This is a genomic window from Paenibacillus gansuensis (genome assembly GCF_042684925.1).
Taxonomy (GTDB): domain Bacteria; phylum Bacillota; class Bacilli; order Paenibacillales; family DY6; genus Paenibacillus_N; species Paenibacillus_N gansuensis.
In genome coordinates this window covers 218,915-241,982 of sequence record NZ_JBHUME010000008.1, presented here as the reverse complement: position 1 = coordinate 241,982, position 23,068 = coordinate 218,915, and the positions used below count along the sequence as shown (strand labels likewise).

Here is a 23,068-nt window from a genome sequence, read left to right as displayed (position 1 = left end):
AGCACTCTATTTGCAAGAGTGCTAAAATTTGTGATAGACAAGAGTTGAAAGGAGCACTACCTATGGCAAAGAAACCGTTTCAGGCGGAGTCCAAGCGGCTGCTGGACCTGATGATCCACTCTATTTATACCCAGAAGGAAATTTTCCTAAGAGAACTGATTTCCAATGCAAGCGATGCCATCGACAAAATTTACTACAGAGCGTTAACTGACGATCAAATGGTGTTTAACCAGGACGATTACTACATTCGAATCACCGCGGATAAGGCCAGCCGCACACTGACGCTGACGGATACTGGTATCGGGATGACACAGGAGGAACTGGAGAACAACCTGGGGGTCATTGCGAAGAGCGGCTCTTTTGCCTTCAAAAATGAAAATGAACTAAAAGACGGCCATAACATTATCGGTCAATTCGGCGTAGGTTTCTATTCCGCATTCATGGTGGCCGATGAGGTCACTGTGATCAGCCGGGCGCTGGGAAGCAGCGATGCTTTCCGGTGGAAGTCCGAGGGTGCGGACGGGTATACGATCGAGCCGGCGGAGAAGGAATCGGTCGGTACCGAGATTATCCTGAAGATCAAGGAGAACACGGAAGACGAGCAGTATGACGAGTATCTCGAGCAATACCGCTTAAGAGCGATCATTAAGAAATATTCCGATTTCATCCGCTATCCGATCAAGATGGAGATGACGACTTCCAAGCCGAAAGAAGGCAGCGAAGGCGAATTTGAAGAGATTAAGGAAGAGCAGACGATCAACAGCCGGATTCCGATTTGGCGCAAAAACAAAAGCGAGTTGACCCAGGAAGACTATGATCAGTTCTATATGGAGAAACGTTACGGTTTCGATAAGCCGCTTAAGCATATCCACATCAGTGCGGACGGCGCGGTCGTATATAATGCTATTCTTTATATTCCGGAACATACGCCATTCGACTATTATTCTAAAGAGTATGAAAAAGGTTTAGAGCTTTACTCCAACGGTGTACTCATCATGAACAAATGCGCAGATCTGCTGCCGGATTATTTCAGCTTTGTGAAGGGGATGGTCGACTCTGAAGATTTATCCCTGAACATTTCCCGGGAACTGCTGCAGCACGACCGCCAGTTGAGCCTGATCGCCAAAAATATCCGTACCAAAATCAAGAGCCAGCTGCTCAGCCTTCTGAAAGACGAGCGGGAGAAGTACGAGCAGTTCTACAAGTCATTCGGCCGTCAGCTGAAATTCGGAGTGTACAATGACTACGGCGCAAATAAAGACCTGCTCCAGGATCTGCTTCTGTTCTCTTCCTCGAAAGAAAAGAAACTGGTTACCTTGGATGAGTATGTGTCGAGAATGCCGGAAGACCAGAAGTATATTTACTATGCTTCCGGAGAGTCGATCGAGCGCCTCGAGAAGCTGCCTCAGACAGAACTGGTACTGGATAAAGGATACGAGATTCTGTATTTCACGGATGACATCGACGAATTTGCCATCAAGATGATCATGAAATACAAGGATAAAGAATTCAAATCCGTCTCCAGCGGCGACCTCGGCATCGATTCGGAAGCGGACGAGAAGAAGGACGAGGCCGAAGAGAGCGGCAATCAAGCGCTGTTTGAGGAAATGAAGTCGATCCTTGCCGATAAGGTCAAGGCCGTACGGGTTTCCAAACGCCTGAAGTCGCATCCGGTGTGCCTGTCTTCGGAAGGCGACCTCACGATTGAAATGGAAAAAATCCTGAAAGCCATGCCGAACGGACAGGAAATAAAAGCGGACAAGGTACTGGAAATCAATGCACAGCATGCGGTGTTCCAATCCTTGAAGGACGCTTTCGACCGGAAAGATCAAGGGAAACTGGCGCTTTATACGAACCTGTTGTTCAATCAGGCGCTGCTGATCGAAGGGCTGCCGGTTCAGGATCCGGTGGAATTTACGAACGATATTTGCAAAATCATGGTGTAAGCATCTAAGAAGCACCTGCTCGATTCGGGCAGGTGTTTTTTGCTTGCCGCGTAAGATAGAATAGACTCAGAGCAACGGACGTAAAGAAAGGATGAGATTGGATTGACAGGCACTTCAAAAACTTTACTTGAAGCATATAACAACAGTGCGCACCCCCTGACCGGGCACAGCCCCAGAACTATTGAAGTCTTGACCAAAGCGTTAGCCGCATGGGATCCGGAGACGGAAAGCGATATTTACGGAACAGGCCGCGTTATAAGCCAATTTGAGAGCAAGCTCGCTTCTTATTTAGGCAAACCCTCGGCGGTATTCTTCCCCAGCGGCACCATGGCGCAGCAAATTGCTTTACGAATCTGGTGCGATGAGAAAGGGAGCCGGAAAGCAGCATACCATCCGCTGTGCCATCTTGAGATTCATGAGGAAGACGGACTGAAAGAGCTTCATGGGATTGAGCCGGTTCTCTTAGCGGATAAGGATAGGCTGATTACACTGGAAGACGTGAAGTCGCTGCCTGAAGACACAGCCTGCCTCCTGCTGGAGCTGCCGCAGCGTGAAATCGGCGGCCAGCTGCCGGACTACGAGGAGCTGGAAGCGATCTCGACTTATTGCCGCAAGCGGAAGATCCGCATCCACATGGATGGGGCGAGGCTGTACGAGATCCTTCCTTACTATGGCAAGACCGCTGCGGAAGTATGCTCTCTTTTTGATAGCGTCTATGTCTCGATGTACAAGGGCGTGGGTGGTGTCGCCGGAGCTATTCTGGCCGGGGATGAAACATTTACGAAACAGTCAAAAGTGTGGAAAAGGCGCCACGGCGGCGATCTGATCAGCTTATATCCCTATATTTTGAGCAGTGAATATTATTTCGACGAACGGGTAGCCAGGATGGGAACTTATTACGAGGGAGCCAAAGAACTGGCAGCGATGTTTAACCAATGCCATGGAGTCTCGACTGTGCCTCAGATTCCGGTGTCCAACATGTTTCATGTTCATCTAAAAGGGACGAAAGAGACGTTGGAGCCCCTGTTGCTGCGCATAAACGAAGAGACGGGCATCGGGTTTACCACTAGGCTGTGGGAGGTAACCCCGTCAAGCTGTTATTTTGAAGTATCCATTGGAGACAGGTACACAGCTGTTCCGAAAGAACGGCTTTATGAAGCGTTCCGTAAGTTACATGAGGCAATGGAAAAGGCGGTGTAAAAGAAATTGCCGTGCGGGTACTTATCGGGCCAGCACGGCTTTTCTATATGTCTCTACATTCGATGTGCTGAAAACCAGGTCTTAACAATTTCTTACTCTATCGCCTGCTATACTGCTGCAGACTTTGCGCTAAAAGTTCCTTGACCATCAATTGCAATGCCTCAGGCTGCTCTACTTTCACTTCCGGTCCGAATCTCAGCAGCTGCCGGGCATGAAAGGGGAATTCCTCCTCCGGAACATTGCCGGTCCATACCGGGTGTTCCAACTGGCCGTAGAGCGGGTCAGACTCTGCCAGCCTTCTGCCGAAATCAGTAAATCGGAGCACGACCGTACAGTCAGGGCGGTTATCCCGGGAGTTCAGCCATTGTTGTAAAGAAGGCACGCCGTCATCCTTGTCCGGGAGCTGTTCAAGTCGTTGAATCCGGTCTGCCCGGTAAAGCCGGATGCTGCCGCTCTTGCGGGCAGGCATGTACCAGCGGCCGTTTTCGTAATACAGCCCGAAAGGGTAAGCTTCGTTCTCAGTTAACCCGCCTGCGCCCCGATAGGTGAAGGAGACCGCCTGTTTCTGCATAGCAGCCTCAAGTATGGGCGTAGTAAAGGGGGAGGGAGGAGCCTTAAACGGCTGACGGAAGGCAACATGCGCTCTCATTTGATCGATCCGCTCGCGGATATCACCAGGCAGGGAAGCATAATATTGGTCAGCCAAATGATGGCGGATGCCTGAATAAGGGAAGTCCGATAATTGTTCCAGAAATTGCAGCATGAGAAACAGCCCTAGTGCCTCAGACGGGTTTAGCTGCAGCGGAGGGAGGATTCGGTTGGGCAGAGCGCGGTATCCCCCTTGGGGTCCGACTTCCGTATAAAGCGGAAATCCGATGGACTGCAGGTAATCTAAGTCCCGCTGAATCGTGCGTATGGACACCTGAAATCGTTCGGCGAGCTCGCGTGCAGTAAATTTCTTGCGGGAATCGATGATTTTCATCATGGCGATTCGGCGTTCGTTAGCCATTTTATCACCTAACTACGTCAATTTTTGTCATAGTTATAGTGTATCATAAGGTTCAGAAGGGAGCGAGCATGATGAAGGAGAACAAAGTGATTCTATATATTGCTGTCAGCATGGACGGTTTTATAGCAAGGCTTGACGGTGCAGTGGATTGGCTCGATGAAGTTGAAGGAGACGGGGATAACGGATATGCGAAGTTCTACGAATCGGTAGGAACCGTTGTAATGGGACGGGGCACATATGATGCAGTAAAGAGGTTCCCGGGTGAGTTTCATTATAAAGGCAAACCTTGTTATGTTTATACGCGGAAGCAAATGCCGGACGACCCGGATGTGACGTTTACAGACGAACCGGTGGAGGACCTTATCCCAAGACTGAAAGCGGCCTCCGAAGGCCATGTGTGGTTGGTGGGTGGAGGACTCTTACTGCAGGCATTTCTCGAACATAAGCTGTTGGATGAGCTTCAAATCTATACGGTCCCCCATGTGTTAGGCGAAGGAATTCCCCTGTTTCCTGAAGGCTCGGCCAGCGAGTGGTATACTCTTACGGACTTGAAGAAGATGGGAAGTATAGCAGCAGCTACTTATATACGTAAATCATAGATGGAGGATAAGCCTAAAAGCGGCTCTTCCTCCACTGTGTAGGCGTCATCCCGGTGTATCGCTTGAAAGCTGTCGCAAAATGCTGCGAGGTTTGGTAGCCTAACCTGAACGCAATTTGGGTGACGGAATCCCGGCCGCCGCTTAGTTGGCTGCCTGCATACTGAATCCGGCTCCGTTCGATAAACGTGATCGGCGGTTCCCCGGTATACTCTTGAAAAGTCCGGTAGAAATGCGACTCGCTTACTCCTGCTGAGGAGGCCAATTCCTGTACGGAAGGTCTCCATGCCGGATTTTGCTTCAGACTCTGAATGATGCGGTCAAACTGAGCCATTAAATCTTCTGCGAGGGACTGGTTACCCGTTAAGGGCTGAATCAATTGAAGCAGCAGGTCCAGCAGCGTTTGGCGGAGGGCTATGCTCCGGTAAGGGCTTTCTTTGACAAGACATTTTTGCAGTTTACGAAAGGTATCCGACGGTAACGGGCCGGTACGAATCACCCGCGGTAAGCTTTCCATAGCTTCCCTAAACAATCGGATCTCCTGATGCTGAAGTTGAAGCCAAGGCCCGTCAGAAGGTTCCCGGATGATGAGCCACCAAAACTTGCAAGGTTCAATGATATTAAACCCTCCGCGGTGCTGCTCCCCGGGCCGGGAATGGAACACATCTCCTGCCTGTGTGTCATACAGCCGGCCGTCCAACTCCCAACGGGCCTGACCTCGTTCCACTAGAACGAACTCATAGCAGCCCGGATGTGCATGCAGATCCAGTCTAAGGGCTTTACGGATATCATCCGAACCTGCCATGACAAACTCAGGCACATTGGGCACCGCTTCTTCGCCAAGTTCTGTGTTATAGGTCCAGCGCACAGGAGCACCTCCTCGCTTTGTTTCTATATTCCCAATATGTTTCTCATCCTACTTCATAAGGAACGGAACGTCAAATGTTATGGCGGGAGCTAAACTGAAGACAGAAGCAAAGCAATATCCAGTTTACTTTCACAGGAGGAATGGCAAATGAAAGTGCAAGCTGACCGCACATATCAAATCAAAGAACAGGATAGGCAGAAGTTTGACCGTGACGGGTACTGGATCAGCCCGAAACTGATTAGCGACGAGCAGATCGCCAAGCTGAGAGAAGCGCACGAACGGCTCTGGTCCGGCGACTACGACGGGGACGGTTATACCATGAATCACTTCAGGCTTAGTTCCAACCCGGATGCGTTGAGAAAGATCGATAACGGCTGGTGGGTGAATGATGAGGTCCACCGTGTGGTGACAGATCCTTTCATCGGGGAGTTGGCCGCTGACCTGCTGGGTACGGATGAAATCCGGCTGTGGCACGACCAGGTGATTTATAAGCCGGGCATCGGGGACAAAGCCTCCGCGGACGGCAACGTAGGCTGGCATCAGGATTACGGATATTGGCAGTGCTCCAACAATCCGAACATGATCACGGTCTGGATCGCATTGCAGGATACGGATTTGACGAACGGCGGTATGATGACGATTTTAGGTTCCCATAAATGGGGACTGATTCCGGACAGCGACTCCTTCTTCAATCAGGATATGGAACAATTAAAGGAGAAGTATTCCGCCGGGCATGAGTGGGTCGAGGAACCGTGCATTCTCAAAGCGGGACAGGCAAGTTTCCATCACGGCCTAACGTTCCACGGTTCCGGAGCAAATAAGACTCATGACCCCAGGCTGTCGATAGTGGCCCATTTAATGCCGGGAGGAACCGCTTACAGGGCGGGAGTGCAGCGCCATGACAATGTTCGCCTGCTGGGCCCGAGACCTAAAGACGGCCAACTGTTTACAGGAGAGTATTTCCCGCTTCTGTTCAACCGCAAATAATTTTTTTATTCAAACGACCGATCGTTTCTGCGGTCGTTTTTACGTTCCATCGAATTTTAAAGTTAGTATATTGACATATAATAAATGGGACAATATAATGTTTGTAAGCGCTTCAGTTTATAATGATATATCATTTGTGCGCTGCTTAGGAGGTGTATCTGCCCTACTCTGCGATCTATGTTTGACGGTACCTCACCAGGTCAGGCAGAAGCGTTTGCTATTCACTTTATAAAAGGAGTGCATATAATGAGAGCGGTTAAGCGAAGCGGGAAAATGCTTTTGACAATGGTATTGGCGGCGAGTGTCCTGGTACCTTTTACGGGGGAACAGAAAGCGCATGCATTTACGAGCAGCAACGCGGATACGGCCATGAACGGACTGATCAACACCTTTTATGATTCTTCGGCAAAATATTTTTACACGAACAGCGATCATCAAATCCATACGCATGCACATGGTCCGAACGGCGGTTTGTACACAGACTTCTGGTGGGAAGCCCAATTGTGGGAAACCGTGATGGATGCTTACGAACGCACGGGGAGCTCTACATACCGGACAATGATCGATGACATCTATACAGGCTTCAACAATAAATATCCGAATATGATGGATAACGCATTTAACGACGATCTCGGCTGGTGGGCACTGGCCTGCATGAGAGCATATGAGATTACAGGCACAGCGGAATATCGTAATCGCGCTTCGTTCCTATTCGACCAGATTTATAACTTCTATGACAGCACATATGGCGGAGGCATTTGGTGGAAGCGGGACGGCTCATCCCCTCAGAAAAATATCGCAACCAACGCTCCTATGGTTATGACGGCGATGAAACTGAAAAAAGCCACTAATGATGCCAATTACTTAACAAAAGCGACCACTATCTACAACTGGATGAAATCCAGGCTTGTTTCCGGCAGCAAAATCAATGACCATGTAGAAGGATCGGGCAGCGGCACCGTCATTGATTGGGATTTCACCTACAATTACGGAACGTTTATGGGGGCGGCTCTGGCACTGTATCAGGATACGGGGACCGCTTCCTACCTGACGGATGCCAATAACGCGGCCAACTATGGAATCAGCAAATTGACTCTATCCAACACATTGATGTATGAAGGGGAAAATGACGGCGGCGGGTTCAAGATGCTTTTCGCCAGAAACCTCAACAATTTACGCAAGCAAACCAATAACAGCACGTACCTTAACTTCCTTCAGCAAAATGCGACCCAAGCTTTCAATCACCGCCGCACTTCGGATAACGTGATCGGCAGCGACTGGACGGCTCCGACAGGGTCCGGTTATATCCAGAGCCTTGCCGCTGCAGCCGGTGCCTCCATCCTGCAGTTTACGCCGGCAGACAACTACACCGGCAATATTGCGGGGAACGGTGTTTATGAAGCGGAGAACGCCATCAAGAACGGAATTGGTACGGAGAGCAGCCAGTCCGGATTTAACGGGCGCGGTTACCTTGCAGGTTGGAACAGCAGCGGAACGAATGTCACGTTCCATGTGAACCAGAATTCCGCCTCGACAAAAACCTTGACGATCCGGTATGCGGCGGGAGCAGGCAATGCAAGCCGATACATTTCTGTTAACGGCACGGTGGTTGCAGCTAATCAAAGTTTCGCAAGTACCGGAGGATGGGGTACATGGGGGACCGTGACGCTGAACGTAAATCTGAACGCCGGATACAACTCCATCGTGATTGGTTACGACAGCAGCAAAGGGAATACGAACTGGTTGAACTTAGACCAAATTACAGGGCTGTAGAACACAAGAAAACCGCTGCCATCGGAGGCAGCGGTTTTCTTATGTCAAATGTACTAAGTTTCATAGATTCATAGTTTCTAATCCAAGCAACTCTCTCTTTTTGTCATATGATATCATGCAACAACAAATTGATAGAAAAGGGAGAGATTCGCATGTTAAAAAGACGCAGCGCAGCAATACCGAAGAAAATAATCCGCCGTCCCATGAGTGCAGGTCTGTCTACCGGACAAGTGATGTCCCTTTACCGGGCGCACGCAAGCAAATATCTTACCGGCAAAGCTCCGGTAACTATCAGCCAGCAAAGAGTGGTTATCGGCACGGATAATACTTGGTCCAATGCGCAGGCCATTGACCGCGATCCCGCATGGGTTGCGGTGGAAGGAGCGCGTTATGTATGGGGTGCGCGGAATCTGAGCGGCAGTAACTGTATTATCTCCAGAAGATTCACTCTGTCGGCAAGGAGATCGATCCTCAGCGGAAGCTTGTTCCTGTCCGTTGATAACTATGCTGTCATTCTCATCAACGGATTTATTGTCCAGTTCGACAACCCGCAGAATACCCCGTCTAATTTTACCGTAGGCCGGACGTTCAATATTAGGCGTTTTCTGCGGAGAGGCGTGAACGATATTGTGATCATCGCGTTTAATTTCGGGGGGGACCGGACTCAATCGAATCCTGCCGGCGTAGCTGCAAGACTGAACATCAGACTTTCTTAACATGCGTTTCAAACGGCCCCCTGCAGGTTAATATATTCATCTAGAGGTTACTATATCTGCTTGTTGGAGGGTCACATCATGAACGACAGGAGCAACCTTCTCTTTCCTTCAACCAGTCTGGGGCAAATCGAACGTAAAGTTCTGGCTGTGATTCAGGGGCAGCATTCGGAAATCATCGATCTTCCCCAAATCGCTTCCTTGCTGAACATTACAGAGATTCAGGCCAATGTAGCCGTGCAGCTGCTGACTTATAAGAAATTACTCCCTATAAACAGAACTATACACGCCCGGCATTTTCGCCAGCAAAGCTAACTGCAGCTACCTAGCACCATTCATAAGGTTGAACAAGGTGAAACGGCTGGCTCCGCCCATGGGCGGAACAGTCGTTTCGTTCCACCAAAAAAAAAGACCGAGAAACCCGCAGAATCAAGCGGTTTTTTCGGTCTTTCCAATTTTTAATAAAAATAAATATCAACCTTGAAACGCATCTTTAGTGGATGTCCTTCTTCTTAAACCGGCCGCCCTTCACATCATGGATGTTGCCAATAGCGAGGAAAGCACCCGGATCGATTTCATCGACAATGGATTTCATTTTCGCTTCCTCAAGCCTTGTGATGACACAGAAGATGACCTTCTTATCTCCTCCGGCAAATCCTCCCTCCCCGTTCAGGTAGGTCACACTCCGGCCGAGACGGTCCGATATGGCGTCGCCGATATCGCGGAAATTATCACTGATGACCCACACGGATTTGGACTGGTCGAGTCCTTCGATGGTAATATCGATCATCTTGAAAGCAATATAATAGGCAATCAACGAGTACATGGCACGGTCCCATCCGAACACAAATCCGGCGCTGGCCAAAATAAACAGATTAAAAAACATCACGATCTCGCCTACCGAAAATGGGGTCTTCTTGTTGATCAGAATGGCTACGATCTCGGTACCGTCCAAAGATCCGCCGGAGCGGATTACCATCCCGACCCCGATCCCCAGGATTACTCCGCCAAATACAGCCGCAAGCAGAGGATCAATAGTCAGTGGAGCCACAGGGTGAAGCAGAGTCGTGCCTATAGACATGATCAAAACGGAAAATAACGTGGAAAGAGCGAACGTTTTGCCGATTTGTTTATAGCCGAGGACCAAAAACGGAAGATTCAGCAAGATAAGGAAAAGTCCTATGGGAAGTTCGGCTAAAGCGGAAGCCATGATGGAGATCCCGACAATGCCTCCGTCGATAATATTGTTCGGTACAAGAAAAATTTCAAGCCCAACGGCGACGAATGCCGATCCCAAGAACATGAGAATGGCTCTTTTGAGGAATTTCTCTTTAGACAGTTTCTTGTGCGTATGGTGCGGTTTGGCTTGGTTTACGGTTGATTCGGTCATAGATCAGTCCTCCCCCTTTTCCGATTAGTTTACCATGAAATCGGGTCCAATGTACCCATACATTTCATGCTGAGGAATCATTTTATACAAAAAGATACGGAATATGTTAAACAGTGGCTATTATTGGGTATTAGTTTAAAAGTCTGCAGGTTGACCAAAGGAGGGCGGCAATTGATCACTTTCCGCAACGTACATAAGTATTATGGCACATTTCACGTGCTAAAAGAAATCAATATGGAGGTGGGCTCCGGGGAGGTCGTGGTCGTCGTCGGTCCGTCCGGGTCCGGCAAAAGCACATTGCTCCGCTGCATAAACAGGCTGGAAACCATCTCGGAGGGGGAACTCATTGTCAACGGCAGCAGCCTTACCGCTAAAACCACGGATATAAACCGGGTGCGCCGGGACATTGGCATGGTGTTTCAGCATTTCAACCTGTATCCGCACATGAAAGTGATCGACAACATCACACTTGCTCCCGTCAAAGCACTTGGAGTTCCGCCGAAGGAAGCAAGGGAAACAGCCATGATGTATCTGGAAAAGGTCGGCATCGGGGAAAAAGCGGACCGTTACCCTTCCGAGCTGTCCGGAGGCCAGCAGCAGCGGGTGGCGATTGCGCGGGGACTGGCGATGAAGCCGAAAATAATGCTGTTCGACGAGCCGACCTCGGCGCTGGATCCCGAGATGATCGGGGAGGTGCTGGATGTCATGAAGACGTTGGCGCTGGAAGGGATGACCATGGTGGTAGTTACCCACGAAATGGGCTTCGCCAAGGAGGTTGCCGACAGGGTGATCTTTATGGACGAAGGACGGATCGTGGAGCAGGCTGAACCTGAGCGTTTTTTTGCGCAGCCGGAGGCGGAGCGGGCCCGGGTGTTTTTAAGCCGGCTGATCCGCCATTAAGGTCAGCTTCTCATTTTGCACAGAAAAGGAGAGGGTTACATGAGAAAATGGAAACTTAGAGGGGCGAGCATCTTACTGGCGGCACTGCTTCTGATTTTGACCGCATGCGGAAACAGTAATGGAGACACGGGCAGCGCGGGGAATGGGAACGGCAAAGGCAATGTAAACAGCAGTTCCGGCAGCGCTGCGGATGAAGGTGTGCTGGCGGACATAAAGAAACGCGGCAAGCTGGTGGCGGGCGTAAAGTTCGACACGAAGCTGTTCGGGCTGAAAGATCCCGGTACCGGTGATGTAGAGGGGTTTGATATCGACATCGCCAAGGCGCTGGCCAAAAAGCTGTTCGGCGACGAGAGCAAGCTGGAGCTGAAGGAAGTGACGTCACAGACGCGCATCCCGATGCTGAATAACGGCGAAATTGACCTCATTATCGCAACGATGACCATTTCCGAGAAACGCAAAAAGGAAGTGGATTTCTCCGATGTATATTTTAAAGCGGGCCAATCCCTGCTGGTTAAGAAAGGAAGTCCGATTAAAGGCTTAGAAGATGTAACCAAGGATACGAAAGTGCTGGGCGTGAAAGGCGCAACTTCGATTAAGAATATTGAAGACAAAGTGCCCGGGCTGAGAGTGCAGCAGTATCAAAATTACCAGGAGGCGTTCACAGCGCTCAAAGCCGGCCAAGGCGAGGTGCTGACTACAGATAACGCGATCTTGTTCGGCATGACTAAGCAGGATCCGAATTATGTGTTGGCTGGTGATATTTTTACGGATGAACCTTACGGAATTGCCATGAAAAAGGGAGAGCAGGCTTTAGTGGAGTACGTGAACGGGTTTCTGAAGGAACTAAAGTCGAGCGGTGAGTACGATACCATCTATGAGAAATGGATCGGGGAGAAGCCTGCTGCGGAGTAAAGCCGCAAGCGGTGCGAACGGGGGGTTGCGGATTGATTGATACAAGTATACTAATTGACAATTGGGACAGTTATCTGGAAGGATTCCGCAACACCGTCCTCTCCAGTCTGCTGGCACTAGCGGGCAGTTTCGTACTTGGGACGCTGATTGCGGTTTGCCGCATTTCCCCATGGAAAGGACTCAATGCTTTCGGGGCGGCTTATGTGGAGTTTTTCCGTAACATTCCGCTGCTGCTGGTAGTGTATCTGTTCTTTCTGGGACTGCCCGCTGCGGGACTGGTATTAAACGGATTTATATCCGGTACGCTGGGATTAATGATCTATACGTCAGCTTATATTGCCGAAGCTATCCGGGCCGGCATTCAGGCTGTGCCTTCCGGCCAGACGGAAGCCGCTCGTGCCTCGGGGTTAAGTTATGGTCAGACGATGCGGCATGTCGTCCTGCCGCAGGCGATCAAAATCGTTATTCCGCCGATCAGCAACCAGTTTTTGAACCTGGTAAAAAATTCATCGATTCTTGGCGTCGTAGCGGGTCTGGATCTGATGTATTTCGGTGATATCGTCAACTCCGACACCTACGATACGGTCAGCAGTTATGCGTTTGTCGCTTTATTCTACTTAGTGCTCACGATCCCGCTGAGCTGGGCTTCCCGCAGCCTGGAGCGCAGGCTCGCGCGCAGCGGTTAGGGGGGAGGGGCGGCATGGATTTTATCGGTGCTTATTCGCCGGATAATCTGAAGTTTCTTATGCAGGGGTTCGGTTTAACGCTATGGCTGGCTTTGCTGGCAATCATCTTTAGTTTTCTTCTTGGCTGTGTATTGGGTGTGTTAAGGTATGCCGGTATTCCTGTTTTGTCTCCGCTGATTGGCGCGGCCGTGGAGACCATACGCAATCTGCCTTTGCTGCTGCTAATTTTCTTCACACGCTTTGGCCTGCCGGAGCTGGGGATCAGTTTCAGCCCCTTCTGGGCGGCGATCGTTGCTTTAACGGTGTTCGAGGCCGCGATGATCTCTGAAATCGTACGCAGCGGGTTGAACTCGGTAGAACAAGGCCTCGTCGAGGCGTCACGCTCCTCCGGGATGTCTTATGTACAGACGCTGCGGCATATTGTGCTGCCGATCGGACTCCGGCGCATGGTTCCGCCGATCGTCTCGCAGTTCATCTCCCTGCTGAAGGATACCTCGCTTGCGGTGATCATCTCGCTGGCCGAACTCATGCATAACGCGAACATCGTCATGGGACCGGACTCCCGGTTTGTGTTCCCGGTGCTGCTGCTTGTAGCCGTCCTATATTTCAGTGTGAATTACACGCTGTCGGTCGTTGCCAGAAGGATGGAGGCGCGGCGGATTTAAGAGGCGGGTTCTATTCCTAAAAAGAAAGCCGAATCCTTAAGGATCCGGCTTTTTTTAGCATATAAGAAAGTATAGTCTGATGCTGTTTGTTACGAACTTCCGGTCGGTTAGCCGTGCTTATACAAGAGAGGATTCAATTCGGTGGCGGCAGGCTCGCCAGGCTGCACGCCCGGAAGCCAAGCGGAAAGGTCGTTGCGGCGCGCGTTGCTGTCCGGCTCCAGCGCTTTAGTTCCGTCTGCGTAGTAAATGACCGTCATCACTTGACGCGTATTCGGCGTCGGGTTGCCCGGAGCGCTGTGCAGCGTCCAGCCGGCGTGGAACGTAGCGTCCCCTGCGGCAAGAGCGCCGTATTGCACCTGCTGCAGTCCTTTTTTCTCGATATACTCCTTGAGCGTCCGGTGAGATTCATCGGAGATCAGCTCACGGCTGATGAATCCGTTCAAATGGGATTCATCGACAAACGTCATCGATCCGATCTCTTCCGGTACAGGAACTAGCGGCATCCACATCGTGATCGTTTTGTCCGTATCCAGCGGCCAGTAAATCTGATCCTGATGCCATGGGGTGTGCCCTCCGCCCGGTTCTTTGAACAGGGCTTGATCATGATAGATGCGCACACCGTCCACGCCCATCAATTCCGCGGCGATTTTAGCGAAACGGCGCGCAAGCACAAAGCGGGCAACGACAGGATTCATTTTCCAAAGGTTGCATATCTGTATAAAAGCCTTGCCGTACGTATCCCGTTCTTCCAGCGGCTTTAGTCCCATAGCAGCTTCGCGGACCGTCTCTTCGATGGCCGGTTGAAAGAGACTGATTTCCTCCTCATTCGCTGCCTGACGGAGAAGAATATGGCCGTTTTTCTGATAAGAGGCGACCTGTTCGGCCGTCAATACATAATCCCCCTCCAGCACTGGTCCGAAGCTTGTTGCCTGATCCTGACTCATGATTATATTTCTCCTTTCGTTTGTCAAAAGTGATGATGTAAGTTTAAGATAATATATATAATACAAGGTATATATGTTGAAATTGATTGCATTTTTATCAAAAATGACTGCGTATAAATTTCAATAAGAAAGAGTGGGAGACGTGCGGATGACGGAACCGAATCCCGGGTATTTTCAACCGATGCTTCCGTACCTAAGGGAAGGGGATTTTGCGGTACGCACTCCCTGGATCGGTCCGGAGAAAAGGCTGCTGGATTATTTGCTCATCTATGTTCAAAGCGGGAAGTGCCTGTTTAAAATCGACGGCACACCCTATCACCTGTCGTCCGGCGATTACTTCCTTGTTCAGCCGGGGCAAATTGTTTATTTGGAAGGGCTGACGGATACGGTCACGCCTTTCATTCATTTCGACCTGTTCTACAACGAACGAAGACAGGAAAGCTTTCCCACGCGTCCCGGTCAGATCGATCTGTCGGAATATCGGCATTTACTGCAGCCCACCGTGAAGGAGCAGCTTGGGATAGAGCTGCCGGCTGCCTTTCGGCCTTTACAGCCGGAGCGGTTCCGGGAACGGTTTCTGCGGATGGTGGGCTGCTGGCTGGAACCGGGGGAACTGGCTCAGCTCCGCGCTCAACAGATCGCTATGGAGCTCATGCTCACCATTATGGAGCAGCACCAGCCAAGCGAGAGAGAAACCCAGCCCTCCGGGGGAGGGCTTCAGTGGGTTCCTTCCTATCTCTCCCTGCGGTTAAACGAGCAGGTATCCATTGAGACCATGGCCCGGCGTGCCGGACTTTCTCCTTCCCGGTTTCGCGCCGTCTTCAAGCGGGACTTCGGCGTTCCGCCCCATCAATATTTGCTGAATCTAAGAATCGAACATGCGCAGGAACTGCTTGCGGGCAGCGAGCTTACCCTGGAGACGATCGCCGGCTATTGCGGGTTTGCGGACCAGTACCATTTTGCCAAGCTGTTTAAAGCCAAAGTCGGGATGACGCCCGGGTCCTATAAGGAAAAATTCAAGAGAGTGACCGTGGAACCTAAGCGCCCGGACAAAGGCCAAGCCCACGTATATGTGGATGACTTGCAATAGATGCAGGCCGCTCCACTTGTGTTCACAGCTTATTTTTGGGACAATGGGAGGAAGAAACGATGTTTACAAGGGAAAGAGGATAAGCGAGCATGACTTACAAACCTTCCGTCTATGGATTGACCCAGGATCAGCTGGCGGCATGGCTGATGGAACAAGGACATAAGAAGTCCCGCGCCGTACAGGTGTGGGAGTGGTTATATAGAACAAGAGTTACGGATTTTTCAGAAATGACGGGCGTGAATCAGGATACGCTGCATCTTCTGGCGGAGCATTTCTCCATACAGACACTGGAGGAGCACACGAAGCAGGAGTCGGTGGACGGCACCGTGAAGTTTCTGTTTCGCCTGCAGGACGGGAACCTGATTGAAACGGTGATGATGCGCCACAAATTCGGCCTGTCGGTCTGTGTGACCACGCAGGTGGGCTGCAACATCGGCTGCAGCTTCTGCGCGAGCGGGCTGCTGGCGAAGAGCCGCGATTTGACTGCAGGGGAGATCGTGGAGCAAATCATGAACGTACAGCTTCATCTGGATGCTGCAGGCAAGGGGGAACGGGTCAGCCACATCGTCGTAATGGGAATCGGCGAGCCGTTCGATAATTACGAGCATATGGCGAACTTCATCCGGGTGGTCAAAGATCACAAAGGGTTGGCGATCGGGGCCCGCCATATTACGGTCTCCACAAGCGGCCTGGCATCCAAGATCAAGGAGTTCGCGGACGACGATCTGCAGACGAACCTGGCGATTTCGCTGCATGCGCCTAATGATGAGCTGCGCACGCGCATTATGAAAATCAATAAAGCCATTCTTATTGCCCAGCTGATGGATGCGATCGATTATTACCTCGAACGGACGAACCGGCGGTTGACGCTGGAGTACATCTTGCTGAAAGATGTCAACGACCGCAAGGAGCATGCGCTCGAACTGGCGGAGCTGATCGGTGACCGCCGGCCGATGGTGAACGTGAATCTCATCCCATATAATCCGGTGGATGAGCACAGCCAGTACCAGCGGACGGAGCAGGAATCCGTGCGTGCGTTCTTCGATACGCTGAAGAAGCAGGGCGTCAGCTGCAGCGTGCGGATGGAGCACGGCTCGGACATCGATGCCGCCTGCGGCCAGCTGAGAAGCAAGCAGATTAAGGCGAACGCTTAAGTCGGGGGAAGGCAAGCAAGTATAGAAAACCACGAAAGCTGCCGGCAGGATGCCGGCAGCTTTTTTTGGTGTAAAGGTTATGATGTATTAAGCTGTTTTTTCCTCTTCAGCCGGCAGAAGGCCCGCGTCGCGAAGCACCATCCAAGTGGTGAACTTCAAGTTTTCACTGAAGGCGACCTTTTCCAACGGACCTTCAAATTCATCCAGAGGTTCTCCGGTCTCCAGGTCGTAAACATCCAGAATACCGCTGCCGTAGGCGAAGCTTTCATTGTTTTCTTTCTCCAGATCCGTATCGGTATTCAATGTCAGGAACCGATATGTGCCGTCAACCTTCCGGATGGAATAGCTGGTGGATGTGACGCCATGCGAATTCGGATCCATCAGATTATTCCACAGCACGGTCTGCATAAACTCTTCATCTTCCCCCAGGTTATCCAGTTTCGCCTGGAATGCCGCTTCGGAAGGATAGGTTTCCAATATATTCCCGCCCGTATCCACCTTCGAATAATGCGTATGTAGTGCTTCATAAATCGTAATCTTCACCTTGTGCGTCTTTGCGTCCCAAATTACTTTTGCTCCGAAAGCTTCGGACAAAAAGCGCAGCGGAATCAATGTGCGGCTTTTGATCACCTGCGGCGGCACGTCCAGCTTCCGTTTGGCTCCATTTACCGCGGCATACAGGCTGTTGATAGTTAACACGACTTTCTTTGCTCCGTACGTGGCCGTAATTTGCTGCTTTTTGGCATCCCACACAACTTCGATGCCCATGCTTTCCACGGTCTGGCGGAAAGGCACCAGCACACGTCCTTGTTGTACTACAGGGGGCTGATCATAAGCGACCGGCTCATCCTGAACGGTGACCTGTATCGGCTTAGCTGCGGCGGACAGGGATCCCGGCACAACCGCAAATGCCATCATGAAGGCCAGCGCTGCTGTAAAAAATTTTCTTTTCATGTTACACCTCCGCGATAGATTATGGATGGATTAAGAAATGAAGACAATGATAATTCATGGCAATTGGCTTAGGATTCGAAATAATCCCGGAGACCTTTGGCAATGGCCTTAGCCGCTTTGCGCTGATAAGAAGAGGTGCGTACGGCATCTTCATCTTTCGGGTTCGAAAGAAATCCAAGTTCCACCAGTGTCGCCGGCGTGGGGTTCTCCCGGAGAATGTGGTAGTCGCCAAAGGAGACCCCGTTGCTTTTGAGGCCGATGCCCTCACCCAGACGTTGCTCCACGGCTCTCGCTAACTTCAGATCATCAGTCTCAGTGTAGTAAAAGGTCAGAATTCCGCTAGCCTGCTTGGGCGAAGAATTATAATGAATGCTGACGAACGCGTCCGCCTGCATCTCGGTGCTGACCTGGACCCTGGCCTGCAGGCCAGGCTTTTCGCTGTCTTTGGTTCGCGTCATGATGACCTTGGCACCCATCGCCGTAAGCTCGTCCTTTACATACTTGGCTGTATCGAGATTCAAATCTTTCTCTACGGTGCCGTACGTCGTTCCAATCATCCCTGGATCCGTACCCCCGTGTCCTGCGTCCACAACAATGACTTTGCCGCGGATGCTTCCATTCCGGCTGCGGGGCGAACCGCTGGAGGAAGCTTCCGAGCTGCTGGCGGTCTGTATATTGCCGCCGCTGCCGGCAGCTTGTACATACTGCGATGCAACCCACCCTGCAGTTCCGTCTTCCGTTTCGATACGCAGCCAATCCCCGCTTCGATCCAGCACAGTAACGTTGTCTCCCCGGTTGAGGGATCCAAGCACTTCATTGCCTTTTCCGGGCCCTTTCCGAATCCGCAGGCCGTTGGCGTCGATCATCGCGGTAGACTGCACTGCTGCGGTTTTGACGGAATCCGTATTTTTTGTTGCGCTGCCGCCTGTTTTTTGCAAATAATACCCTGCCGTCCAGCCTTCCAAGGTCCCGCGCCGGATGTACAGCCAGCCATACTGTTCTTTTGATACGGTAACTTCCGTACCGCTCTTTAAGCTGCCCACGATCCGGGCTTCAGAAGAAGGCTCGCTTCGTACGTTCAATGTGTCCGCGTATACTGTAGCCTTATAGGCCGATGCCGCCTCGAGATCAGGAACCGATGGCAGCAGCAGTCCGGACAACACCGCCGCAAGCCCCAGATGCAGGCATTTCATCCACTTTTTCAAGCATGCTCACCTCTGTAGACTCAGTAAAGTAACATAGGTATAGACGCAATTTATTCCAAAAAGTTATTCCTCTCAGGAAAAATGTTACTTTCGACACTGCCGAACGGCGGGGCAATCAGGACAAGGCGATTTCATTGTGGGGCAGGGGACGCAGGAATAGACCCGTTTCGGGACATTTGACATGTAAAATCAGGGAATTTATGATGAACACGTACGTGTTCGCCCGTTCGGGTAAACCAAGAGAATTTCCGGCGCCGTCCGAAGCGAAAAGGAGTTAACACAGTGGTTGGCTACGTGGGTTGGACAGCTGCTGTCGGATTGGTTCTGGCAGCGATTTTATTTCTACTTTACTACCCGCCGTTTGGCGGCAGATCATCCGCAGGGCAAAAGAAACGGTACAGGCAGTCGGCCCAGTTTCAAGGGAAGCAGTTCCGGAATGCTTCGCCATCCGTCCCTTTTCAGGCAAACTGGGGCAATACGAAATCGCTCCTCCGCGATTATATGAAGGGAAATCCGAACGTAAAGCCGGCTGTGCCCCTTCCGGTAAGGAGGCTGGATCCGGATGTCTGGCGTAAACATGCCTCGTCCATCACCTGGTTCGGTCATTCGGCTCTGCTGCTTCGCGTAGAAGGCGTGACGCTGCTGGTGGATCCGATGTTCGGCCCGGCGGCGTCACCCTTTGCATGGATCGGGAGCAAAAGGTACAGTAAGGAGCTCCCGGCCGAGGTGGAGGAGCTGCCGCAGGTCGATGCGGTGCTCTTTACGCATGACCATTACGATCATCTGGACTACAGCACCGTCCGAAAGCTGAAAGACCGGGTGGGGCGGTTTATCGTTCCTTTGGGAGTGGCGGCCCATCTGGAACGCTGGGGAGTTCGCCCGGAACTCATCACCGAGCACGACTGGTGGGAGGAGCTGGAGTTTCAGGGGCTGCGGCTGGTATGTACGCCGGCAAGGCATTTCTCGGGACGGGGGCTGTTTGACCGGGGCCGTTCGTTATGGTGCTCGTGGGTAATCCAGGGGAGTGCCGTTAAGCTGTTTTGCAGCGGCGACAGCGGGTATGGCAGCCATTTTGCTGAGATCGGCCGCAAATACGGCCCGTTTGACGCGGCCATGATGGAATGCGGGCAGTACGACCCGCGCTGGGCCGACATCCATATGTTGCCGGAGGAAACCGTGCGGGCACATAGGGAGGTACAGGGCGGCATACTGGTTCCGATCCATTGGGGCGCCTTCACGCTGGCGCTGCATGATTGGGTGGACCCGGCCGAGCGGGTGACGAAGGCGGCCGGAGAGGCAGGCGTGCCGGCGGCGACTCCGGAAATAGGGGAAACTATTCCGGTCGGCACAGGCGTTTATCCTGCGACAGCATGGTGGCGGGGGATACGGTAGAGTGCCGGAGAGCGCAAACAGTAAAAAATGGAAAGGGGCAGTCCATCAAGGTGAATCATACCTTGATGGGCTGCCCCGATTTTATTCCAAACCCAGCTCATGCAGCTTCACTTTGATCGTCTCGACCAGTCGGCTTGCATCTTCCGGGTTGTTGATGATATCGGTTTGGTCCATATCCACGATCAGCACGTCCGAAGCGTGATAGTGATTCATCACCCACTCGTCGTAACCGGACCAAAGTTTATAATAGTAATCGATGAGATCCTCATCCTGCTCGAATTCGCGTCCCCGCAGCCCGATCCGGTACAGGACCGTGTCAAACGATGCTTTCAGGTACACCATTAGGTCCGGTGATTTCTTAGGCAGCTCCTGGAGCTCTTCCATCATGTTGTCGGCAAGGCTTTCATATACCGAGAACTCCAGATCTGTAATGCGTCCAAGTTCCTTATTGACTTTAGCGAAATACCAGTCCTCATAAATGCTCCGGTCCAAAATATTGCGAGGGCTGACCAGTGCCTGCTTGATGGCGCGAAACCTTTTATCCAGAAAAAACAGTTGCAGCAAAAAAGGATATCTCTTCTTCTCTATTTCTTCCGCCGAAGCTGTATAAAATAAAGGCAGGATCGGGTTCTCATCCACTTCTTCATAAAATACATCCGACCCGAGCTCCCTCCCCAGTAAATTGGCTACGGAAGTTTTGCCCAGCCCAATCATTCCACCTACAACTATCAAAGCCATTGTTCCCCTTTCTCCTTCTAACCCCACCTGATAAGCCTCTAGAAGTAACTGTTATGCTGCCTCGTCCGGTGTCTGTCAATTAAAATTTGGCTTATGTAGTCTATCATGTTTTGGCCGGTTTGATAAGGGGATTTGTTAGCCGGGATCGAAATGGGAGGAAGAGCAGGGCCGGCAGCGGGAGTTCCGCGGAAGCAGGGCAAACGCAGCGCCGGCTGGGACGCCGGGCCGGCCTGCCATGCCGGCGCCGTCATCGGGCTTCAGAAGGGACAGATGCCATAACCGTTTTTTTCCACATTTGAAATTGTTTTAGGGGGAGCCCATGTTCCAGCTGATATTTGGACAGGTAGATTCCCTCTTCCACAGAAGATACCTTTTCCGCAATCCAAAGCCTGACCGCACTGTTCAGGATCACCTGATTCCAATATGGCAGCGGTGCCGTCCCTTCCAGGACGGCCATCATCATGTCCGCCTGCCGGTCCGCAGTCCATTCCATTTCCGGAAACTCAGTCTGCAGTTCGTAATGTTCCGGGTCCACAACATACAACTCGGCTTGGCTTCCTTGAACCAGATAAGTGCGGGTGCGCTTCTCCACACTGAGATCTTCCGAACCTTCCATCCCTTGGACAATGAGTCCCCGTTTCACTCCTAACCGCTGAATGAGGGATGCCATTTTCTCAAACACGGTACCGTGGAACACACCTGCTGCCATATAGGGCGCATCCGAAAAGCGAAGCAGCTTTTCAGCGGAATTAAATACGGTGCGCAGTCCCAGTTCCTCTCTCAATCCTCTAAGGCCGGCAAGCGGCTGACACCAGCGCTCCGATGGAACGAACAGGAATTGGCTGGCTGCAGCGGCTGTAGTCAGACTCTCATAAGACAGGGCGCCGGCCGGTATGCCGAGAGCGTCCCAAACGTCAATCAGGGTGATTCCCCACTTCGGAGGCAGAGACGGGCTGGCGTGGAGCGTGGCAGGGAGACCGCAGGAAGCGAGGACGAAAGCTGTGGGAAGGGTAGCCAGAAAGGAGCGAGTTCGTCCGTCATAAGGACCCGCACAATCGATGCCGCCGTGTGCCGGAAAGGCCAGGCTGCGTTCCTTGCAAGCTATTACAAAAGCAGAGATTTCCTCAATGGATTCCATCTTGATCCGTTCGGCAACCAGGAAAGCACCCGTCTGCGCAGGCGTAGACTTCCCTGACAGAATCATCTCAGCGGCATACAGCGCCTCTTCGAAGGTAAGGTCCCGTGCACCGCGCTTGCCCCGGCCGACTTCTTTCAGTAATGTAATCATCTGGATCGCCCTCTCTTTTCGTTACCTTGAAGCAGCTCATACACCTTCACAATGGATGTAGATACATCTACCATCCTCTTTCTCTCATTCATAGCCTGCTTTCGAAGAAAATCATAGGCTTCCGCCTCGGAAATTTGCTTGATTTCGCTCAGGATCCGTTTGGCCTGTTCAATCCATTTTCTCTCTTCCATCTTGGCAAGAAGCTGTTCTCGTTCGATCTGCCAGTCTCTTCTTTGGATGTGCAGTTGAAAAGCCAGCATCAGCGAACAGTGTATATCCGAAGCGTTCATATGCGGGCTTAACATCCCATCGATGTCCTGGTCCATTTTGCAGCCGTCACCTGGAAAGGTGAGGTCGTCGCACCACCAGATCAGGGGAACCTGACGGATCGGAGCCGTCAGCCTCCGGCAGCGGGATACCTGATCCGGCGGAACGGACAGAAGTAAAGCATCAGCTGCAGCCAGCCGATGTTCCAGCTGCGCAGGATCGGCTGTTTCTACCCTCAAGCCTAAAGGGAGCAGCTTTTCAGCGGGAGAAGGCAAATGCGGCCCTCTAAGGTGGCGGAAATCGTCGATGAGGAGCAGTGAATGAAGCAAGGCAATCACCCCCGTAACATGACTTTCTCGGTTAATTTCACTTTAATGTTAACTTACCTAAC

Annotated in this window: 24 protein-coding genes; 15 read left to right on the top strand and 9 right to left on the bottom strand. The window is 51.6% G+C overall.

The features are described 5' to 3' along the window. Window positions 1–62 precede the first annotated feature (62 nt). A complete protein-coding gene (htpG, locus tag ACFSUF_RS13320; RefSeq protein WP_377603403.1) occupies window positions 63–1,946 on the top strand; it encodes a molecular chaperone HtpG in 1,884 nt (627 codons plus the stop codon). Between the two features lie 102 nt (window positions 1,947–2,048). Continuing rightward, window positions 2,049–3,146, top strand: coding sequence for a threonine aldolase family protein (locus ACFSUF_RS13315; RefSeq protein ID WP_377603402.1), 1,098 nt, complete (start codon window positions 2,049–2,051; stop codon window positions 3,144–3,146). Between the two features lie 97 nt (window positions 3,147–3,243). Here the strand turns inward: ACFSUF_RS13315 and ACFSUF_RS13310 are convergent, their stop codons facing one another. After that, entirely contained in the window at window positions 3,244–4,155 is a 912-nt protein-coding gene (locus ACFSUF_RS13310) for a helix-turn-helix transcriptional regulator (RefSeq protein ID WP_377603401.1), read from the bottom strand. 68 nt (window positions 4,156–4,223) lie between these two features. On the opposite strand from ACFSUF_RS13310, the gene ACFSUF_RS13305 reads away from it, so the two are divergent. Then, window positions 4,224–4,754, top strand: coding sequence for a dihydrofolate reductase family protein (locus ACFSUF_RS13305; RefSeq protein ID WP_377603400.1), 531 nt, complete (start codon window positions 4,224–4,226; stop codon window positions 4,752–4,754). A gap of 13 nt (window positions 4,755–4,767) precedes the next feature. Here the strand turns inward: ACFSUF_RS13305 and ACFSUF_RS13300 are convergent, their stop codons facing one another. Beyond that, complete coding sequence (locus ACFSUF_RS13300) at window positions 4,768–5,619, bottom strand: helix-turn-helix domain-containing protein (RefSeq protein WP_377603399.1); 852 nt, start codon at window positions 5,617–5,619, stop codon at window positions 4,768–4,770. A 147-nt stretch (window positions 5,620–5,766) separates the two neighbouring features. On the opposite strand from ACFSUF_RS13300, the gene ACFSUF_RS13295 reads away from it, so the two are divergent. The 4 genes from ACFSUF_RS13295 (at window position 5,767) to ACFSUF_RS13280 (ending at window position 9,407) form a co-directional block, all read left to right on the top strand. Further along, on the top strand, window positions 5,767–6,606 hold the full coding sequence (locus ACFSUF_RS13295; RefSeq protein WP_377603398.1) for a phytanoyl-CoA dioxygenase family protein: 840 nt from the start codon (window positions 5,767–5,769) through the stop codon (window positions 6,604–6,606). A 246-nt stretch (window positions 6,607–6,852) separates the two neighbouring features. Continuing rightward, complete coding sequence (locus ACFSUF_RS13290) at window positions 6,853–8,379, top strand: glycoside hydrolase family 76 protein (protein WP_377603397.1); 1,527 nt, start codon at window positions 6,853–6,855, stop codon at window positions 8,377–8,379. A gap of 152 nt (window positions 8,380–8,531) precedes the next feature. Continuing rightward, complete coding sequence (locus ACFSUF_RS13285) at window positions 8,532–9,095, top strand: hypothetical protein (RefSeq protein WP_377603396.1); 564 nt, start codon at window positions 8,532–8,534, stop codon at window positions 9,093–9,095. A gap of 78 nt (window positions 9,096–9,173) precedes the next feature. Beyond that, window positions 9,174–9,407: a hypothetical protein gene (locus ACFSUF_RS13280; protein ID WP_377603395.1), complete on the top strand. Its 234-nt coding sequence runs from the start codon at window positions 9,174–9,176 to the stop codon at window positions 9,405–9,407. A gap of 178 nt (window positions 9,408–9,585) precedes the next feature. Here ACFSUF_RS13280 and ACFSUF_RS13275 read toward each other — a convergent pair whose 3' ends face one another. Then, window positions 9,586–10,482 (bottom strand): YitT family protein, encoded by an 897-nt coding sequence (locus tag ACFSUF_RS13275; RefSeq protein WP_377603394.1) that lies wholly within the window; start codon window positions 10,480–10,482, stop codon window positions 9,586–9,588. 171 nt (window positions 10,483–10,653) lie between these two features. Between ACFSUF_RS13275 and ACFSUF_RS13270 the strand changes: the two genes are divergently transcribed. From ACFSUF_RS13270 to ACFSUF_RS13255, 4 genes are read left to right on the top strand one after another with little or no spacing between them, the layout of a single operon-like run. Further along, complete coding sequence (locus ACFSUF_RS13270; RefSeq protein ID WP_377603393.1) at window positions 10,654–11,382, top strand: amino acid ABC transporter ATP-binding protein; 729 nt, start codon at window positions 10,654–10,656, stop codon at window positions 11,380–11,382. Between the two features lie 39 nt (window positions 11,383–11,421). Next, the gene (locus ACFSUF_RS13265; RefSeq protein ID WP_377603392.1) at window positions 11,422–12,294 is read left to right on the top strand and encodes a transporter substrate-binding domain-containing protein; all 873 of its coding nucleotides are present in this window, start codon (window positions 11,422–11,424) and stop codon (window positions 12,292–12,294) included. Window positions 12,295–12,326: 32 nt separating this feature from the next. After that, window positions 12,327–12,980, top strand: a complete 654-nt coding sequence (locus tag ACFSUF_RS13260) for an amino acid ABC transporter permease (protein ID WP_377603391.1) — start codon at window positions 12,327–12,329, stop codon at window positions 12,978–12,980. Between the two features lie 14 nt (window positions 12,981–12,994). After that, a complete protein-coding gene (locus ACFSUF_RS13255; protein ID WP_377603390.1) occupies window positions 12,995–13,645 on the top strand; it encodes an amino acid ABC transporter permease in 651 nt (216 codons plus the stop codon). Between the two features lie 107 nt (window positions 13,646–13,752). Here ACFSUF_RS13255 and ACFSUF_RS13250 read toward each other — a convergent pair whose 3' ends face one another. After that, window positions 13,753–14,589, bottom strand: a complete 837-nt coding sequence (locus tag ACFSUF_RS13250; RefSeq protein ID WP_377603389.1) for a phytanoyl-CoA dioxygenase family protein — start codon at window positions 14,587–14,589, stop codon at window positions 13,753–13,755. A gap of 148 nt (window positions 14,590–14,737) precedes the next feature. On the opposite strand from ACFSUF_RS13250, the gene ACFSUF_RS13245 reads away from it, so the two are divergent. Next, entirely contained in the window at window positions 14,738–15,679 is a 942-nt protein-coding gene (locus ACFSUF_RS13245; RefSeq protein ID WP_377603388.1) for a helix-turn-helix domain-containing protein, read from the top strand. 89 nt (window positions 15,680–15,768) lie between these two features. Next, window positions 15,769–16,833 (top strand): 23S rRNA (adenine(2503)-C(2))-methyltransferase RlmN, encoded by a 1,065-nt coding sequence (gene rlmN / locus ACFSUF_RS13240; protein ID WP_377603387.1) that lies wholly within the window; start codon window positions 15,769–15,771, stop codon window positions 16,831–16,833. An 87-nt stretch (window positions 16,834–16,920) separates the two neighbouring features. On the opposite strand, the gene ACFSUF_RS13235 is transcribed toward rlmN, so the two are convergent. Beyond that, window positions 16,921–17,787: a copper amine oxidase N-terminal domain-containing protein gene (locus ACFSUF_RS13235; protein WP_377603386.1), complete on the bottom strand. Its 867-nt coding sequence runs from the start codon at window positions 17,785–17,787 to the stop codon at window positions 16,921–16,923. 68 nt (window positions 17,788–17,855) lie between these two features. Continuing rightward, on the bottom strand, window positions 17,856–18,992 hold the full coding sequence (locus ACFSUF_RS13230; protein ID WP_377603385.1) for an N-acetylmuramoyl-L-alanine amidase: 1,137 nt from the start codon (window positions 18,990–18,992) through the stop codon (window positions 17,856–17,858). A gap of 282 nt (window positions 18,993–19,274) precedes the next feature. On the opposite strand from ACFSUF_RS13230, the gene ACFSUF_RS13225 reads away from it, so the two are divergent. Then, the gene (locus ACFSUF_RS13225; protein WP_377603384.1) at window positions 19,275–20,384 is read left to right on the top strand and encodes an MBL fold metallo-hydrolase; all 1,110 of its coding nucleotides are present in this window, start codon (window positions 19,275–19,277) and stop codon (window positions 20,382–20,384) included. Between the two features lie 81 nt (window positions 20,385–20,465). Here the strand turns inward: ACFSUF_RS13225 and ACFSUF_RS13220 are convergent, their stop codons facing one another. Then, on the bottom strand, window positions 20,466–21,122 hold the full coding sequence (locus tag ACFSUF_RS13220) for a deoxynucleoside kinase (protein ID WP_377603383.1): 657 nt from the start codon (window positions 21,120–21,122) through the stop codon (window positions 20,466–20,468). A gap of 150 nt (window positions 21,123–21,272) precedes the next feature. On the opposite strand from ACFSUF_RS13220, the gene ACFSUF_RS13215 reads away from it, so the two are divergent. After that, window positions 21,273–21,401, top strand: coding sequence for a hypothetical protein (locus ACFSUF_RS13215; protein WP_377603382.1), 129 nt, complete (start codon window positions 21,273–21,275; stop codon window positions 21,399–21,401). Here ACFSUF_RS13215 and ACFSUF_RS13210 read toward each other — a convergent pair. Further along, complete coding sequence (locus tag ACFSUF_RS13210; RefSeq protein WP_377603381.1) at window positions 21,370–22,410, bottom strand: anthranilate phosphoribosyltransferase; 1,041 nt, start codon at window positions 22,408–22,410, stop codon at window positions 21,370–21,372. The two genes, ACFSUF_RS13215 and ACFSUF_RS13210, sit on opposite strands and share 32 nt — an antisense overlap. Beyond that, complete coding sequence (locus ACFSUF_RS13205) at window positions 22,407–23,006, bottom strand: ANTAR domain-containing response regulator (RefSeq protein ID WP_377603380.1); 600 nt, start codon at window positions 23,004–23,006, stop codon at window positions 22,407–22,409. Before ACFSUF_RS13205 ends, ACFSUF_RS13210 begins: the two co-directional genes overlap by 4 nt. Window positions 23,007–23,068 lie beyond the last annotated feature (62 nt).

Bases quoted from the DNA above. Each gene is read 5' to 3' on its own strand.
- htpG (WP_377603403.1), top strand. From the start codon at position 63: ATGGCAAAGAAACCGTTTCAGGCGGAGTCCAAGCGGCTGCTGGACCTG.
- ACFSUF_RS13310 (WP_377603401.1), bottom strand. From the start codon at position 4,155: ATGGCTAACGAACGCCGAATCGCCATGATGAAAATCATCGATTCCCGC.
- ACFSUF_RS13305 (WP_377603400.1), top strand. From the start codon at position 4,224: ATGATGAAGGAGAACAAAGTGATTCTATATATTGCTGTCAGCATGGAC.
- ACFSUF_RS13295 (WP_377603398.1), top strand. From the start codon at position 5,767: ATGAAAGTGCAAGCTGACCGCACATATCAAATCAAAGAACAGGATAGG.
- ACFSUF_RS13290 (WP_377603397.1), top strand. From the start codon at position 6,853: ATGAGAGCGGTTAAGCGAAGCGGGAAAATGCTTTTGACAATGGTATTG.
- ACFSUF_RS13285 (WP_377603396.1), top strand. From the start codon at position 8,532: ATGTTAAAAAGACGCAGCGCAGCAATACCGAAGAAAATAATCCGCCGT.
- ACFSUF_RS13280 (WP_377603395.1), top strand. From the start codon at position 9,174: ATGAACGACAGGAGCAACCTTCTCTTTCCTTCAACCAGTCTGGGGCAA.
- ACFSUF_RS13275 (WP_377603394.1), bottom strand. From the start codon at position 10,482: ATGACCGAATCAACCGTAAACCAAGCCAAACCGCACCATACGCACAAG.
- ACFSUF_RS13265 (WP_377603392.1), top strand. From the start codon at position 11,422: ATGAGAAAATGGAAACTTAGAGGGGCGAGCATCTTACTGGCGGCACTG.
- ACFSUF_RS13255 (WP_377603390.1), top strand. From the start codon at position 12,995: ATGGATTTTATCGGTGCTTATTCGCCGGATAATCTGAAGTTTCTTATG.
- ACFSUF_RS13250 (WP_377603389.1), bottom strand. From the start codon at position 14,589: ATGAGTCAGGATCAGGCAACAAGCTTCGGACCAGTGCTGGAGGGGGAT.
- ACFSUF_RS13245 (WP_377603388.1), top strand. From the start codon at position 14,738: ATGACGGAACCGAATCCCGGGTATTTTCAACCGATGCTTCCGTACCTA.
- rlmN (WP_377603387.1), top strand. From the start codon at position 15,769: ATGACTTACAAACCTTCCGTCTATGGATTGACCCAGGATCAGCTGGCG.
- ACFSUF_RS13235 (WP_377603386.1), bottom strand. From the start codon at position 17,787: ATGAAAAGAAAATTTTTTACAGCAGCGCTGGCCTTCATGATGGCATTT.
- ACFSUF_RS13220 (WP_377603383.1), bottom strand. From the start codon at position 21,122: ATGGCTTTGATAGTTGTAGGTGGAATGATTGGGCTGGGCAAAACTTCC.
- ACFSUF_RS13215 (WP_377603382.1), top strand. From the start codon at position 21,273: ATGGGAGGAAGAGCAGGGCCGGCAGCGGGAGTTCCGCGGAAGCAGGGC.
- ACFSUF_RS13210 (WP_377603381.1), bottom strand. From the start codon at position 22,410: ATGATTACATTACTGAAAGAAGTCGGCCGGGGCAAGCGCGGTGCACGG.